The following is a 16,268-nucleotide window of genomic DNA, read 5'->3' as shown; positions in this document are numbered from 1 at the left end:
TATGAAAAAATCGATTCTTCTTTTTTGTTTACTTTTTACTGGTTTCATTTTTTCTCAACAAATTGAAATAAGAGACAACAAATTTTATGTGAATGACGCATTAGTTTATAAACATGAAATAACAAAAACACTAGCTGCAAATCCTGAAGCACTACAATTATATAAAAAATCTAGAAGTAAAGAATCTGTAGGAGGATTACTTTTAGGAGGTGGCATCGGTTTAATCGTAGGTGATATCGTAAAAGGTTTGGTTTCTGATGCAGATTATCCTTCTGGTTTCACTTATGTAGGTGCAGGATTAATTGCTGTATCTATACCCATATTATCTGGTAGAACCAAAATGAGAAACAAAAGTATTGAACTTTATAATGAAAGTGTAAAAAGTAATTCTAATAGCTTAGGATATCAGTTTGACATGAAAGTGATTACTAATTCTAATGGTATTGGATTAAATATCACTTTTTAAATTTGAGAAAAAGAAAAAAATATTATAACAGCAAAGGGTTTCTTTTTGCTTCATTAATTACAACTTTTCTAGTAAGTGGTTATTTTTTGTTTTCTAATAAAACGTTTCAATATTGTTCCTATGAAAAATATCTTTTAGGTATTCCTGATTCGTTACCCACAATATCTATTGATTATAACCAGTACCAAAAAGATATCTTAGAAGAAATAACAATAAAACTGAATCAAGAAACCTGTTGTAAAACCCACGAGTTTCTTTTAAAATTGAGTACCAATGAAACCGTGAATGTAACACTTTTTAATCATTGTAAGAGTTGTCCTATAGTATGTGGTGGACGATTATTTACTCGTGTTTTAATCAATCGAGACAATCAGGTTTTAATTAATGAAAGACCTATTACAAAAAATTCATTGGCAAATTATATTCATGAGTTTTTAAAAAAACCAGATACCGATTATAACTATGTAGAAAATTGCCTTCTAGATTGGGATTTAACCACCAATAAAGAATCTATAGAACAAGCTTTTATCGACATTCAAAAAGGATATTTAAAATATTATGAAGAAATCGCACAAAAAGAATTTGGCAAACCCATTTGCGAACTCACAAAAAATGAAATCGAAAGTATAAAAAGAGAAAAATCTAGTATTTATTTAGGTGTTGGCTATAGGATTCACGAACCTCCACCTCCACCTTCAATAGAATAATAATATGGGAACCAATAAAAAACTACTCGCAAAAGGAATTAAATACTTATCTGGTACTTTACCCCTTTTATTTATAGGACCAATTGTCATTAATAGTTCGTTTAAAAATGAGGAAAGTCCGCTTTACCCTTATGTATTAACTATAGGAATTATCATTTGTGCTATTGCTATTTATCTTGGATTTAAAGGAATTAATATCATCATGAAAAGCTTATTCGATGGAAACAAGTAATATTTATTTAGAAAGCGTTAAAAAACAAATGCTTTACTATAAAACTATTGCCGAAAAAGCAATAGATCAATTAGAAACCCAACAATTATTTGTAACACCAAATAATGACACCAACTCTATTGCTACCATTATCAAACACATGCATGGCAACATGTTATCGCGCTGGACTGATTTTTTAACTACTGATGGTGAAAAAGAATGGCGAAAAAGAGACGAAGAATTTGATGCAATTTTTGAAAAGGAAGACAAAAATAGTTTACTCCAACTTTGGGAGGAAGGTTGGCAATGTTTTTTTAATGCAATTTACAATTTACAACCCGAAGATTTATCGAAAATAATCTACATACGCAATGAAGGACAAACAGCTTTAGATGCCATCAACAGACAATTAGCACATTATCCATATCATATTGGTCAAATTGTTTTTTATGCTAAAATGCTGAAACAAAGTGAATGGAATAGTTTATCGATTCCTAAAAATAAATCTAACGAATACAATGCAGACAAGTTTTCTAAAGAGAAAGAATGGAAGCATTTTACGGATGATGAACTGAAAAAATTACAATAGCAATTTCAAAAAACAAATTTAAAATGCGCATCAAGAAACACAACATTTTCTTATTTTTATTAGCCTTATTTTTAATTTCTTGTTACGAACAAGAACGTAACTGTAAAGATTACAAAAGTGGGAATTTTGAATTTACTCGAGAAATAGATGGCAAAGTGGAAACTTCTTATTTTGAACGTAACGATTCGATACAAATTGAAACATTTAGAGGTAAAAAAGATACTTCTTCGGTTCGATGGGTGAATGATTGCGAATTTATTTTAAAAAAAATCAATCCAAAATCTATGAATGAAAAAAAAGCCATTCAAATTAAAATACTCACTACAAACACAAAAGGATATACTTTTGAATATAATGTAGTAGGACAAACAAAAAAACAACAAGGAATTGTAACAAAAATGAACTAATTTACGTTTAACAACTTTATTTTAAAACTAGCTCAAATTAATTTAAACTTATTTGTATGGAAATATTAACAAATCCAGATGCTTGGATTGCCCTTTTAACCTTAACTTTTTTAGAAATTATTTTAGGAATAGATAACATTGTTTTTTTATCTATTGTTTCAGGAAAATTAAAAGCTGAAGAACAACCTAAAGCAAGAAGAATAGGTTTATTATTAGCCATGCTTTTTAGAATTATTTTACTTTTTGGTATCACATGGGTAATGAGTTTAAAAGAATCCTTTTTTGATTTTGATTTAGGATTTTTCTCAGGAGGCATATCTGGGCAAAGTTTGATTATTTTTGGAGGTGGTTTGTTTTTATTATACAAGTCTGTTTCTGAAATTCATCATAAACTAGAAGGAGAAGAAGAAAGCACTACTGGCAAAGCAAGTAATGGATTAGCTGCTGCAATCATACAGATTGCTTTATTGAACATCGTCTTCTCGTTTGATAGTATCTTAACAGCCATTGGTTTAGTAAGTTCTGCCGAACCACCAGCAGGTTTTGGTTATGCAGGTTCTTTAGAAATAATGATTATGGCTATTATTCTTTCAATTGTCGTAATGCTTGCATTTGCTGGACCTGTAAGTAAATTTGTAAATGAACATCCAACCATTCAAATATTAGGTCTATCGTTTTTAATTCTTATTGGTGTAATGCTTTTAGCAGAAGGTTCCCATTTAGCCAACTTTAAATTTGGTAATGATATTGAAGTACACAGTATTCCAAAAGGATATTTATATTTTGCAATCTTCTTCTCATTATTTGTTGAATTCTTGAATTTAAAAATGAAGAAAAACAGAAATCCTGTTCAATTGAAGAACAATACTATAGTGGATGAAAAATTAAAAAACGATGATTTTCTAGATTAATTGAATAATATGAGTAAAATTGTAATTACCTTTCTACTTTTTATTAATGTCTATTTTTCTTTTGCCTGTCTAAATGGTGAAACAAAAATTCTAGAAAACGGCGCAATTATATATGAAGATTATGAAAGCTCTATCCCTTATGGACATCAATTTTATCTTGAAAATGTAGTTAAATTAAAAAATCAATTAGATAGCTTATATAAAAAAACAGGCAAAATAGCATATTTATCTGATTTGGGTTATCTATTAACTATTGAAGGAAAACTAATTGAGGCGCGTGATTTATATTTAGAAATAGAAAAAAAACATCCTAATCGTTATTCTACAGCTTCAAATCTAGGTACAGTTTATGAACTTTTGGGTGAAAATGACAAAGCTTTATTTTGGATTAATAAGTCTATTTCTCTTGATTCAAAATCGCATTTTGGTTCTGAATGGTTACACTCAAAAATTTTGGAAGCTAAAATAAAAGGTGAAGTCTTTTATAATAGTAAATTTTTATTAGATATTGATTTTGATAAATATAGTTACCCAATATCAACTCTAAGTAAATCTAAATTACATAATGTGGAATCAGCACTTTATTATCAATTGAATGAAAGAATTTCTTTTATCAAAAGTAATGATCCAATCATAGCAGTTCTTTTATTTGAACTTGGGAATATAAATATGTTAAATAAAGATTTTAAATCTGCTGAAGAAATTTTTAAAATGGCTAAAGAATATGGATTAAAAAACGAACTAATCTCTACAAGACTGGCTTATATAGAAGGTTATTCAAAAGGGCAAACAGATAAAAAAAACGATAGAATTAACCCAACCAATATACAATATAACATACCGAAAACCATCTTGTTAATTCTAATTATCTCTTTCCTTATTGGTTTAGTTTATTATTTTTTCATAAAGAAACACAAGAAAATATAACAAAAAAACTCCCACATTTTGGGAGTTTTTTTTTGCTAGAATAGTACTTTTTTAAAAAAAACTTAATGTAAAGCATCTATTCATTATATTAAGTGAATTAAATGTATAAAAAAAACTCTTTGCAAAGAGAACATTAGTTTTTCTACTTAAGTATTGAATTTATAAACATAATAAAGCAATTATCACTTGGAAGGAAAAACTATACAACTCTAAAAAAGAAACGTCATCATGATTAAAACAAAATATATTTCTTTTAATAATAGGCTGAAATTAACAATTTTTATTTTTTTTATCATTTTTTGATTAAATCGTATTATTTATTTACTTTAATTTAAAATAGTTTTGTTTATAAATACATACGCTAAATCATATGAAGATAACCTCATTATTAATACTTGCTTTTTTATTTTCCTTTTCTAAAGACCACAATAAAAATGTAGAAAAACAATTTATCTATAAAGGAAGACTAGAAGTAATTAACAAAGATCATGTAAAGCTAATTGGGTCAGCTTCTTCCATAACTTTTAATTTTTCTGGAAATGAATGTGCTTTGTATTTAAAGAGTGAAGATAGTTATGAACATCATAATTATATTTCTCTAGAACTAGATGGAAAATATATGGGAAGAATAAAAATCGAAAAAGGAGAAACTAAAACTTATCCTATTGAAATTTCAGAGAAAAGCAAAGCTCACCAACTTACTATCTATAAAGCTACTGAAGCTGCAAACGGTGTAGTTTCATTTTTAGGAACAACGGCCAAAATTATCAACCAAAAGACTAAAAAAAGTAACCCAAAGAAAATAGAATTTATTGGCAATTCCATTACTTGTGGAATGGGAAATGACACCCAAGAAATACCTTGTGGAACAGGTGAATGGTATGACCAACATAATGCCTATTGGGCTTATGGACCTATTTTATCTAGAAGTTTAAATGTAGATTTTCTGTTAAGCTCTGTTTCAGGAATTGGGATGTATAGAAATTGGAATGACGAAAACATAGAAGAGTCGATAATGCCTGATGTTTATGAAAATTTATATCTAAACAAAGAAAATCCAAAACCCTACGACTTTAACTTTAAACCCGATATAATTAGTATTTGTCTTGGCACGAATGATCTTTCGGAAGGAGATGGCAAAAAAGCGAGATTGCCATTTAATGAAGAAAAATATATTAACAACTATATCAATTTCATAAAAATGATATACCAGCATCATCCTAAAGTTCAAATTGCATTATTAACTAGTCCTATGGTTTCGGGAGAAAAGAATAAAATCTTAGTGAATTGTTTAAACAAAATAATTGCTTCTTTTGAAAACGATAAAAAACATAAAAAAATAGCATTATTTGAATACCAACCCATGATTCCTAAAGGGTGCGGTTATCATCCAGATATTGAAGATCATAAAATAATGGCAGCGCAATTAGAACCTTTTTTTAAAAAATTGATTCATGAAAAGTAAAATTATTCTATATACTTTTTTATTGTTTTCTCATGTGATGATGGCAACTATATCTTTACCTAGTTTCTTTTCGAATGGAATGGTTTTACAAAGGAATAGTGAAGTGAAAATTTGGGGTTGGGCCAATCCAAAAGAAGAGATAATAATTACAACAAGCTGGAACAACAAAATTTATAAAACTACAGGAAGTAATCTAGCTGATTGGAAAACAAGCATTACAACACCTAAGGAAGGTGGTCCCTATTCAATAACTATCAAAGGATACAATGAAGTGATTCTTTCTGATATTCTAATTGGTGAAGTTTGGCTTTGTTCTGGACAATCTAACATGGAAATGTCCGCTAATTGGGGTATTGAAAATGGAGATGACGAAGTAAAAAATGCCAATCATCCCTTCATCCGTTTTTTCTCTATTGAAAAAGCTGCTGCGCACACTTTACAAAATAATTTAATAGGAAGCTGGAAAACATGTACTCCCGAAGTAATGAAATATAGTAGTGCTGTAGCTTATTTTTTTGGAAAACGATTACAAGAAGATTTAAAAGATGTTCCTATAGGATTACTTGTTTCTGCATGGGGCGGAACACCAGCTGAAGTTTGGATACCAGAAAATGCAATAGAATCGGATAAAAAAATACTTGAAGAAGCAAATAAAAGACCCGTTTCAGAATATTGTCCAGTAAAACCAGGACTAACCTATAATGCTATGATTCATCCTTTAGTGGGGTATAAAATAGCTGGTACAATTTGGTATCAAGGAGAAAGTAATGTAGGTTCTAATCAATATGATACTATTTTTTCACTTTTAATCAGTTCTTGGAGAACATTATGGGGATATGATTTCCCATTTTATTTTGTACAAATTGCGCCTTTTAGTATGGGGGAAAATCATTTTTCAGGAGCTATTTTAAGAAATTCACAACGAAAAACCCTTAGGGTAAAAGAAACAGCTATGGTTGTAACAAGTGATATTTCAACCATTGATGACATTCATCCCAAAAATAAAAAATCCGTTGGAATACGATTGGCCAATGTAGCTTTAGCTAATATTTATAAAACAAATCCAGAATTAGTAAATAGTCCTATACTTGACAAGATTGAGGTAAAAAAAAATAACGTATTTGTGTATTTCAATTATTCTGAAGGATTACATTTTAAAGATAAAAATGAGAATTCATTTGAGATAGCTGGATCAGATGGCATTTTTTATCCAGCAAAAGCAGTAATTAAAAACGATATTGTAATCGTCACATCAAATAAAGTAAAAGACCCTATTATAGTTCGATTTGCTTGGAGCAATACGTTTCAAACCACTTTAGTAAATAAATCCAATTTACCCGCTTCCTTATTTGAAAGCGAATAATAATATAACATGAAAAAAATTAAATATTTCCTCTTACTAGCAGTAATTCCCCATATGAATGCACAAAATAAACCTTATTTAGATACCACTAAAACGATAGATGAAAGAATAGCGTTACTAATGAAAGAAATGACGTTGGAAGAAAAAGTGGGACAAATGAATCAATACAATGGATTTTGGGAAGTAACAGGTCCTGCACCCAAAGGAGGTGATGCTGAAAAAAAATACGAACACCTTCGCAAAGGCTGGGTGGGTTCTATGTTGACCGTTCGTGGGGTTAAAAATGTTAGAGCAGTGCAAAAAATCGCGGTGGAAGAAACTCGCTTAGGAATTCCACTTATTATCGGTTTTGATGTAATACACGGGTATAAAACAGTAAGTCCAATTCCCTTAGCAGAGGCTGCAAGTTGGGATTTAGAAGCCATCAAGAAATCTGCACAAATGGCTGCTGATGAAGCTTCTGCATCTGGTATCAATTGGACATTTGGACCAAATGTAGATATTACTCGAGATGCTCGATGGGGAAGAATTATGGAGGGTGCAGGAGAAGATCCTTATTTAGGAAGTAAAATTGCCATAGCAAGAGTAAAAGGGTTTCAAGGAGACACAAAAGAAGATTTATCAAAAGTAAATACTATAGCGGCTTGTGCCAAACATTTTGCAGCTTATGGTTTTGTTGAATCGGGTAAGGAATATAATATTGTAGATATGAGTATTTCTAATTTATACAATCTAGTTTTACCACCATTTAAAGCTGCTAAAGATGCAGGTGTAAGGACTTTTATGAATTCTTTTAATACTTTAAACGGTACACCAGCAACAGGAAACAAGTATTTACAACGAACTATTTTAAAAGGAGAATGGAATTTTGATGGCTTTGTAATTTCAGATTGGGCATCAATTAGAGAAATGATTAACCATGGTTTTGCAAACGACCCTGCAGATGCTACCCTTAAAGCGATAAACGCAGGATCGGATATGGATATGGAATCTTATTTTTATGTTGCAGAGTTAGTTCATTTAGTAAAGTCAGGACAAGTCAAAGAAGATTTAGTAGATGATGCTGTGAAACGAATATTACGCGTAAAATTTGAATTAGGTTTATTTGAAAATCCATATAAATATTGCGATGAAGAAAGAGAAAAAAAAGTAATTGGAAGCAAAAAAAACAATGAAATTGCTTTAGATGTGGCTAAAAAATCGATTGTTTTATTAAAAAATGATAACCAACTTCTACCATTAAAAAAAACAGGGCAAAAGATTGCTTTAATTGGAGCTTTAGCAAATGATAAAAATAGTCCATTGGGAAGTTGGAGAATTGCATCTGATGACAATACAGCTGTTTCTGTTTTTGAAGGCATGCAAAAATATAAAGATAACCAGTTGATTTATAAAAAAGGGACTGATTTAACAATTGGTAAAACAAGTTTTATAGATGAATTAACTTTTAATACTACAGACACTTCAGGTTTTGAAGATGCTATAGCCTTAGCTAAAAAATCAGATGTAGTTGTCATGGTTTTGGGAGAACATGGTTTTCAAACTGGAGAAGGAAGAAGCAGAACCGATTTAAATTTACCAGGAAATCAACAACAATTATTGGAAGCTGTTTACGATGTTAATCCAAATATTGTACTTGTTTTAAATAATGGACGTCCTTTAGCATTGCCTTGGGCTTACGAGCATATTCCTGCTATATTAGAAGCTTGGCAATTAGGAACTCAAACTGGAAATGCTGTTGCAGAGGTTTTATATGGAGATTATAATCCAAGTGGGAAATTACCAATTTCCATTCCAAGAAATGTAGGCCAATGTCCTATCTATTACAACAGCTACAATACTGGAAGACCAATAAATTCTGACAATAATGTATTTTGGTCTCATTATATAGATGTTGAAAAAACACCTCAATATGCTTTCGGTTATGGATTAAGTTATACTACATTTGAATATAAAAATTTAAAAATAAATAAGATCGATTTTGCCTTAAATGAACCTATTCAAATTACTATAGAAGTCACAAATACAGGAAAATATGATGGTAAAGAGGTTGTGCAATTATACCTTCATGACGTAACTGCAAGTTTATCAAGACCTATTAAAGAACTAAAAGGTTTTGAATTAGTAAATCTAAAAAAAGGAGAAACAAAAACTGTTATTTTCACCTTAACCCAATCAGAATTAGGATTTTATGACAACAATGGGACTTATCTTATTGAATCTGGTATCTTCCATATCATGATAGGTGGAAATTCTGAAACAGGATTAAAAAGTAGTTTTAAATTAAATGAATAAACCTTATAACGCTTACTAAGAAAAGAGGCAATCCAAAAAGTCTGCAAAGGAGTCTTTCTGAATTTATTTAACTTCGTTGAATCTCGATTTCAGAATCTAAAACAAGTTCAGATTGATAAAAATCATTACTTTTTGGACAGCTTCTTTTATATCAAGTAATAATTGCATTTGCTTTTTATTCTTTGTCAATCCAACTACTAAATTCTTTTATCATCTTTAGCGTTGTTGTATCAGTTGAAAATACTGAATATAACCCTTGCGGTTCTTGTGGAGGATCTGTATTAAAATCATCACCTTTTTTCCATTTACTGTCTTGAGGATTGTTTTTTCCTATACCAGAATATCCCCAAAAATTTAATGCTACAAAAGATTCTTTCTTAGTAATTGCCTGTTGCAATCGTTTGAATACCGCTTTGTAATATTTATTTCTATAAGTTACTGCTTCATTTCTGTCAAAACTAACTTTATCTCTAGGAAAACCAAATTCTTCTAATACAATTATTTTATTCAGATCTTTTGCTACTTGAATATGTTCATTAATATAATCAATGGTCTTTTTTATAGAGGCCTTTGTAGTCTTTTTTTCGTTATCAACATCATACCAACCCCAATTTTTGGGCCAAATGTGCATTGTTAAATAATCTATATTAGGGTTTTTATGAGTTCTTTCAAAAGTAGCTAAATCATCATTCGAACCTGCTTTACCTTCCGAACCAGTTGTAATCAAATGATTGGGGTCTAATCTATTAATTTCGTTTACAACTTCATTTATCCAATTAGTAAAAGCGTCTTCATTATCATGGCTAAAAACTCGAGGTTCGTTTGCTACTTCCCAAGACATAATAGTTGGATCTTCTGTATATTTCAAATTGGTATATGAATTTGTTCTACCTAAAATAAATTGAATATGTTTTTCAAAATCTTTCTGACAAGATTTACAGGAATGAAACTGTTTAGTATAGTTCATAAATTCTGGCCATGTATTAGGGGCAATGTTTGGATTAGGTACAGCATCATACCCATTCCATTCTAAATATTTAGCCATTCCACCAGACCATTCCCAATTATTATTCAAAAATAAAATGGCTGTTAAATCTCTTTTCTTCATTTCAGCTAAAAGAAAATCAAGTCCATCAAGTAAAATTTCATCATATTTCCCTTTTTCAGGTTGCAAAGCAGGTGTAACTGTATAATCTTGGTCACCTCCTTCTGCTCCTACCAATATTCTTAAATTAGTTATACCATAAGTTTTTAATTCATCTAATTCTTTCAATAATCTTTCTCTATCACCATTTTTAGCACCTATCATAGCTCCATACCAATAATTGGTTCCAATAAAATGATAAGGTTTACCTTCTTTTATAAAATTCCCATCTTTAATATGAATACAATCCATTTTATTTTGAGAAAATACTGTTGAAACAAAAAGAAGCAGAATATATTTTTTCATTTGCATGATACATTTATTTTAAAATTAAACTTTATTATTCGGTCAATTTATACCGAATTGTTACTTACGAAAATTATAACCGTTTTAATAATTCAATACATGCTCTTCCATTATGGTAGGGACATTTCCAAAACCCAACTTTATCTTTTTCTATTTTAGAATAATCTGAAGTTACTCCCCAAAACCATTCTCCGTACTTTTTATCTTTAATGTGATTTTGGAAGAAAGTAACATTCTTTTCAACAATAGCAAGATACGATTCATCATGAGTTAGTTGCCATGCATTTACCATTCCTATCCAAAGCTCGGCTTGAGGCCACCAATGTTTTTCAGCAATTAGTACGTCATCTTTTGGGTTATATTCATACCATAAACCGCCATCTTTATCTAAACCTTCTTTAGTTGCATTTGCCATAGCAATGGCATAAATTTTATATTTATTTATTAAATTCCTATCATCAATTCTAGTGGCACACCAATATAATAACCAAGCCGCTTCAATATCGTGTCCATAAGAAATAACATCTGGTTTTTCAATCCAATTTTCGTCGAAAAAAAGTTTTAAATGAAACGTTTTTAAATCAATAAAATAGGTTTCAATAATCAGTAACAAATTAGTTATTTTACCTTTCAAATCAGTATTTGGCCAAACTTCATATAAATTAGCATATGCTTCTACAATATGCAGATGCGTATTCATGGTTTTCTTTTCATTGGCATCTTTTTCGCTCAAACGAAGGTCTTCAATGGGTTGCCAATCTTTGGTAAAAGCTTCAAAATACCCATTGTTTTTGTGATCATAACTATATCTTTCAATATTCTCGTATAGATTAATGGCTAATTGCAATACGGCTTCATTTTTAGAAATCTTATAATATTCAGATAAACCATAAATGGTAAATGCCAAAGCATAAATTTGTTTTTTAGTGTCTTTTGGTTTACCATTTGGATAAATACTCCAAAAAACTCCACCATTTACTGTATCTACAAAATGGGTATCAATGTAATGAAAAGCGCTTTCAGCAAGTAATAAATGATTGGGGTCATTTGTAATAGTATAGACAGCCGAAAATGTCCATAAAATTCTAGCATTTAAAACAACTCCTTTTTCAGAATCATATCTTTTAACTTCATTTGAGTCAATTTGACCAATAAAACCTCCATTTTTATCATCTATACTATTATTTTCCCAATAATACAAAAGCGCTCTTAATTCGTCTTGAGCTACTGATTTCAACCATTGATGATTTGATGCCACGTTAGCTAATTTTTGTATTACTTTCTATTTGTTTAATTATAGTTTCTACAGATGAAAAGGACGTAAATTTATCCTCAGGAGTATGAATGATATAATCGACTAATTTATCGATAGTTGATACTGCTACATGCATACGAGTATCAGATGAAGCATAATAAATATAAACTGTTCCATCTGTATCTGCAATCCATCCATTAGAAAATAAGACATTGGATACATCTCCAACACGCTCTTCGTTTTCAGGAGCCATAAAATGCCCAGCTGGAACATGAATTACTTTAGAAATATCATTTAAATCAGTCATAAAAAGATATAACGTATAACGAAGTCCTGCAGCTGTATTACGCACACCATGTGCTAAATGCAACCATCCTTTATGAGTTTTAATAGGTGCTGGACCTAAACCATTTTTTAACTCATAAATCGTATGATAGACTTTTCCGAAAATTATTTTTTCATCAGTTACTACTGGATTTTCCATGTTTTCTATATAACCTAATCCTATTCCTCCTCCACTACCTACATCAATAAAACCATCTTGCGGACGAGTATAAACGGCATATTTTCCGTTTACAAATTCTGGATGAAGAACCACATTGCGTTGTTGACCAGAATTTGACACTAAATCGGGCAATCTTTCCCAATCAATTAAATCTTTTGTTCTAACAATTCCTGCATTAGCTACAGCGGAACTTGTATCACCTTTTGATGCATTAGGATCTTTTCTTTCTGTACAAAAAATGCCATAAATCCAACCATCTTCATGATTTATCAAACGCATATCATACACATTCGTATCAGGATTTCCTTCAATTTGAGGAATAACACAAGGTTTATTCCAAAATTGAAAGTTATCTATTCCATTTGGGCTCTCGGCAATAGCAAAGAATGATTTCCTATCATTTCCTTCAACACGAACACAAAGTAAGTATTTATCATTCCATTTCATAGCTCCAGAGTTGAAAGTAGCATTGAAACCAATTCTTTCTAAACCAAAAGGATTTGTTTCAGGATTAAAATCGAAACGCCATTCTAGAGGAATATGTGAAGGAGTTACTATAGGATTAACATACCTTTGAATGATACCATTACTCCTATTTGTAGGACTATTTTTTTGTTTAATTAAGTTATTAAAAAAATGGATTTCTTGCTCTAGATTTATTTTTTTATCTAATTGATTTACTTTCATTATATAATACTTGAAATTATTATTCTTCTAATTTGTTCCACCAATATTTTTTTAACAATAAAATACATAACACTAAAATAACAAGTGTAATATATATAGGTGTACTTTGTCTAAAAATGAGATACATAGGTAAAATAACTAAAGTTGTTTGAGCGATGATTCCTATAACAACATTGAATATATCTAACCCCAAATTTTCATTTCTTTTGAAATCTGGATTTTCACTATGAATTTTATCGTAGATAGGTTTCCAAAATCCCCATGGTCTTACATTTTTATAAAATTCCATTAAAATTTTATCTTCAGTAGGAGGAGCTGAAAAAGTTCCAACAATACAACCTATTAATGAACATATTAACAATAACGGAAATAGATACAAGGCATTCACATCTGGAAATAATATGGGAACAAAGTACGCTGCTGCTAAACCAGTAACCATTCCCCAAAAGAAACCTTCTCCATTAAATCGCCACCAATGCCATTTTAAGATATTAGCTCCTACATAACTTCCGTAAAGCACTGAAACAATAATATTTAAAACAGAATTAACATCTTCTGCAAAAAAGCCCAAAACAATGCTAATTGCAACAACAAGAATACCTGTTAAATAATTCATGTTCTTTATTTGATTTGCAGTAGCATTGGGGTTTTTATACTTTAAATAAATATCATTAACTAAATAGGCTTGTGCTGCATTTAATGTTCCTGCAAATGTGGACATAAAGGCTGCAATTAAACCTGCTAATAAAAGTCCTAGTAATCCCACGGGCACAAATTCATTAATTGCAGTTGGCAATAACAATTCAAAATCAATAGCACTAGAAGCATTTAATAAATCCAATTTTTCGTAGTATACCAATGCTAAAGCAGCAAAACCAGCAATCATTAAATAACGTATAGGCATTAATATAACAGAAACAAATCCACTCATCTTTGAAGCTTCGGCAGGTGATTTTGTAGATAAAATCTTTTGCATATCATATGTTGGTGCTGGACCGGCAACACTTACCAATATTCCTTTAAAAAGCATCATAAATAAGAAAGTTGAAAACACTCCAAATCCATCACTTTTTATTCTTTCATTCACTTGAGGAATTATTCTTGACCAATCCATACTTAATTCCCCTATAAAAGGATTCATCCAACCATCTGGTACTGATAATGTTCCTGTTCCAACAGCTTCCCAACCTAAATAACCAATTACAAAGGCGGCAACTGCCATAATAGCAAATTGAACAACATCTGCCCATACTATACCAGACATGCCTCCTAAAAGTGAATAAAAGACCGCAAAAAGTGTAAAAATGGTGCCGTAAAAATGAGGTACATATTCAGATGAAATACTAAAAGGAACATAATTACTTACCATTTCCCAGGGTATAAAAACTTCAATAAATTTACCTAATCCTATGAACCCGTAAGCCAAATAGCCTAAACAAACTACTAAAGCAAAAAGCACAACAATTATATGTGATAATTTTGATCCTTTGCCAAATCCAAATCGTGTTCCAATCCATTCGGCTCCAGTAGTAGCATTTGAACGTCTCAACCATTTAGACAAATAGACCATTAAAAAGATTTGATTAAAAACAGGCCATAACCAAGGTATCCAAGCACTTTTAATACCATAAACAAACATTAAAGTTACTAACCATATTGTTCCCGAAATATCAAACATTCCTGAAGCATTTGATAAACCCAATAAATACCATGGAATAGATTTTCCTCCTAACAAGTAATCTTCTTTACTTTTTTGAGCTCTTTTTCTTAGCACTAGTCCAATAATTATAATGGTAATGAGATAAAGTAAAATAATAAGAATATCAATCGTATGTAATTTCATATTTTATGTTACTGTTTAATTTTTTTATATAAATTTAATTGAGAAACCTCGTTTTGAAATAATGTGTTTTCTAAATTATAAAAACTAATAAAATCTTTCTCGGAAATTTGCCCATTATAAGGAACATAATAATGCATCTTATTTTCTTTTTCTTGCCAACCATGATTTCTCCAAAGTAAAACATATGAAATTTTATATTTACCTATAGCACTCAGCAAAGTCTCTGTCCAAAATTTTTCATAAGGAATTGCTTCATAACCTGTTTCAGCAAAAGCGGTAATTTTATGATTTTCATTTGCTATTTCATCCATAATTTGAAATTGTCTTTGACAATCATTTACATAGGTAGAATCTTCTTTTGGATTTTTATAGATATATTTATCAAAACTAATTATATCCACAAAATTATTTCCAGGATAATATTCCAAAAAGCTTTCTTTAGTAGAGAAATCGGCAGTATTATATACTATAATTAGATTGTGTACATTTTTGATGTTACGCCAATAATTAATTGTAAATTCCCATAATTCTGTAAATTCTTTAGGACTTGCATTATTTTTACACCACCAAAACCAATTACCAGTTAATTCATGAAAAGGTCGGTATAAAATTGGAATTTTTTTACCATCATTCCCTTTCAAAGAATTAAAAAAATCAGCTGCTTTATCCAACCAACTTATATATAATTGATGTTTTTCTCCTTTGGGTAATATGGAAGCAAGAGAACTAGGAGTAATATCCCATGAATTATTTCCTGTTTGAGGATTATTCATGTGCCAACTTATAGTATTCACTCCACCTCTATGATATACCTCTATAATCCAATTTTTCATTTTATCAAAAGGGACACCGTCTATATTTTGGGGTAAATTATTCTCTAAACCACCTATATCCCAACCATATACAGCAGGATAATCGCCCGTCACTTCTTTTACATCACTCCTATCCTTCTCATATTTCCATTCCACACCATAAGCTAAATCATCTTGATGACCAAATAATATTCCTTTCTCCTTTATTTTAAATAAATTATCATATAAAATCTTTGTTTTCCTAGTCGCTTTTTTATCACTAATAGAAGAGTTGAAACCTTTCACAATTGAGCAAGACACAAGCAATTGAAAAAAAATTAACAAAAAATATATTTTAGAGTTAGCCATTGTTTATTATAGTAAATAGTTTAAGAA

General features: G+C 30.2%; 15 protein-coding genes. 10 read left to right on the top strand and 5 right to left on the bottom strand.

The window, feature by feature from the left end; genetic code table 11:
- Position 1 precedes the first annotated feature (1 nt).
- From HALO113_RS11290 to bglX, 10 genes are all read left to right on the top strand, one after another.
- Positions 2 to 466 carry a hypothetical protein gene (locus HALO113_RS11290; RefSeq protein ID WP_159779118.1) on the top strand — a complete coding sequence of 155 codons (465 nt, stop codon included), beginning with the start codon at positions 2 to 4 and terminating at the stop codon, positions 464 to 466.
- A gap of 2 nt (positions 467 to 468) precedes the next feature.
- Positions 469 to 1,173, top strand: a complete 705-nt coding sequence (locus HALO113_RS11285; protein WP_159779117.1) for a hypothetical protein — start codon at positions 469 to 471, stop codon at positions 1,171 to 1,173.
- Between the two features lie 4 nt (positions 1,174 to 1,177).
- Positions 1,178 to 1,405: a DUF6095 family protein gene (locus HALO113_RS11280; protein ID WP_159779116.1), complete on the top strand. Its 228-nt coding sequence runs from the start codon at positions 1,178 to 1,180 to the stop codon at positions 1,403 to 1,405.
- Complete coding sequence (locus HALO113_RS11275) at positions 1,392 to 1,973, top strand: DUF1572 family protein (RefSeq protein ID WP_159779115.1); 582 nt, start codon at positions 1,392 to 1,394, stop codon at positions 1,971 to 1,973. The genes HALO113_RS11280 and HALO113_RS11275 overlap by 14 nt, the downstream gene beginning before the upstream one ends.
- A 23-nt stretch (positions 1,974 to 1,996) precedes the next feature.
- Entirely contained in the window at positions 1,997 to 2,380 is a 384-nt protein-coding gene (locus tag HALO113_RS11270) for a DNA topoisomerase IV (RefSeq protein WP_159779114.1), read from the top strand.
- Positions 2,381 to 2,436: 56 nt separating this feature from the next.
- Positions 2,437 to 3,291, top strand: a complete 855-nt coding sequence (locus HALO113_RS11265) for a TerC family protein (protein WP_159779113.1) — start codon at positions 2,437 to 2,439, stop codon at positions 3,289 to 3,291.
- Between the two features lie 9 nt (positions 3,292 to 3,300).
- Complete coding sequence (locus HALO113_RS11260; RefSeq protein WP_159779112.1) at positions 3,301 to 4,218, top strand: tetratricopeptide repeat protein; 918 nt, start codon at positions 3,301 to 3,303, stop codon at positions 4,216 to 4,218.
- 370 nt (positions 4,219 to 4,588) lie between these two features.
- On the top strand, positions 4,589 to 5,683 hold the full coding sequence (locus tag HALO113_RS11255) for an SGNH/GDSL hydrolase family protein (protein ID WP_159779111.1): 1,095 nt from the start codon (positions 4,589 to 4,591) through the stop codon (positions 5,681 to 5,683).
- Positions 5,673 to 7,046 carry a sialate O-acetylesterase gene (locus HALO113_RS11250; RefSeq protein ID WP_159779110.1) on the top strand — a complete coding sequence of 458 codons (1,374 nt, stop codon included), beginning with the start codon at positions 5,673 to 5,675 and terminating at the stop codon, positions 7,044 to 7,046. Before HALO113_RS11255 ends, HALO113_RS11250 begins: the two co-directional genes overlap by 11 nt.
- Positions 7,047 to 7,055: 9 nt before the next feature.
- The gene (gene bglX / locus HALO113_RS11245) at positions 7,056 to 9,341 is read left to right on the top strand and encodes a beta-glucosidase BglX (protein WP_159779109.1); all 2,286 of its coding nucleotides are present in this window, start codon (positions 7,056 to 7,058) and stop codon (positions 9,339 to 9,341) included.
- 175 nt (positions 9,342 to 9,516) lie between these two features.
- Here the strand turns inward: bglX and HALO113_RS11240 are convergent, their stop codons facing one another.
- The 5 genes from HALO113_RS11240 to HALO113_RS11220 form a co-directional block, all read right to left on the bottom strand.
- On the bottom strand, positions 9,517 to 10,791 hold the full coding sequence (locus HALO113_RS11240) for a beta-mannanase (protein ID WP_159779108.1): 1,275 nt from the start codon (positions 10,789 to 10,791) through the stop codon (positions 9,517 to 9,519).
- A gap of 73 nt (positions 10,792 to 10,864) precedes the next feature.
- Positions 10,865 to 12,049 carry an AGE family epimerase/isomerase gene (locus HALO113_RS11235; protein WP_159779107.1) on the bottom strand — a complete coding sequence of 395 codons (1,185 nt, stop codon included), beginning with the start codon at positions 12,047 to 12,049 and terminating at the stop codon, positions 10,865 to 10,867.
- 1 nt (position 12,050) lies between these two features.
- Positions 12,051 to 13,238 (bottom strand): glycosidase, encoded by a 1,188-nt coding sequence (locus HALO113_RS11230; protein ID WP_159779106.1) that lies wholly within the window; start codon positions 13,236 to 13,238, stop codon positions 12,051 to 12,053.
- A gap of 19 nt (positions 13,239 to 13,257) precedes the next feature.
- Positions 13,258 to 15,081, bottom strand: coding sequence for a sodium:solute symporter family protein (locus HALO113_RS11225; protein ID WP_159779105.1), 1,824 nt, complete (start codon positions 15,079 to 15,081; stop codon positions 13,258 to 13,260).
- Positions 15,082 to 15,089: 8 nt separating this feature from the next.
- Positions 15,090 to 16,178, bottom strand: coding sequence for a glycoside hydrolase family 26 protein (locus HALO113_RS11220; protein WP_236554658.1), 1,089 nt, complete (start codon positions 16,176 to 16,178; stop codon positions 15,090 to 15,092).
- Between the last annotated feature and the right edge of the window lie 90 nt (positions 16,179 to 16,268).

The sequence above is a fragment of the Flavobacterium sp. 9AF genome (assembly GCF_902506265.1).
Taxonomy (GTDB): Bacteria; Bacteroidota; Bacteroidia; order Flavobacteriales; family Flavobacteriaceae; genus Flavobacterium.
The sequence above is the reverse complement of the archived record's forward strand: the minus strand, read 5'-3'. Positions and strand labels throughout refer to the sequence as shown.

Bases quoted from the DNA above. Each gene is read 5' to 3' on its own strand.
- HALO113_RS11290 (WP_159779118.1), top strand. From the start codon at position 2: ATGAAAAAATCGATTCTTCTTTTTTGTTTACTTTTTACTGGTTTCATT.
- HALO113_RS11280 (WP_159779116.1), top strand. From the start codon at position 1,178: ATGGGAACCAATAAAAAACTACTCGCAAAAGGAATTAAATACTTATCT.
- HALO113_RS11275 (WP_159779115.1), top strand. From the start codon at position 1,392: ATGGAAACAAGTAATATTTATTTAGAAAGCGTTAAAAAACAAATGCTT.
- HALO113_RS11270 (WP_159779114.1), top strand. From the start codon at position 1,997: ATGCGCATCAAGAAACACAACATTTTCTTATTTTTATTAGCCTTATTT.
- HALO113_RS11265 (WP_159779113.1), top strand. From the start codon at position 2,437: ATGGAAATATTAACAAATCCAGATGCTTGGATTGCCCTTTTAACCTTA.
- HALO113_RS11260 (WP_159779112.1), top strand. From the start codon at position 3,301: ATGAGTAAAATTGTAATTACCTTTCTACTTTTTATTAATGTCTATTTT.
- HALO113_RS11255 (WP_159779111.1), top strand. From the start codon at position 4,589: ATGAAGATAACCTCATTATTAATACTTGCTTTTTTATTTTCCTTTTCT.
- HALO113_RS11250 (WP_159779110.1), top strand. From the start codon at position 5,673: ATGAAAAGTAAAATTATTCTATATACTTTTTTATTGTTTTCTCATGTG.
- bglX (WP_159779109.1), top strand. From the start codon at position 7,056: ATGAAAAAAATTAAATATTTCCTCTTACTAGCAGTAATTCCCCATATG.
- HALO113_RS11240 (WP_159779108.1), bottom strand. From the start codon at position 10,791: ATGAAAAAATATATTCTGCTTCTTTTTGTTTCAACAGTATTTTCTCAA.
- HALO113_RS11230 (WP_159779106.1), bottom strand. From the start codon at position 13,238: ATGAAAGTAAATCAATTAGATAAAAAAATAAATCTAGAGCAAGAAATC.
- HALO113_RS11225 (WP_159779105.1), bottom strand. From the start codon at position 15,081: ATGAAATTACATACGATTGATATTCTTATTATTTTACTTTATCTCATT.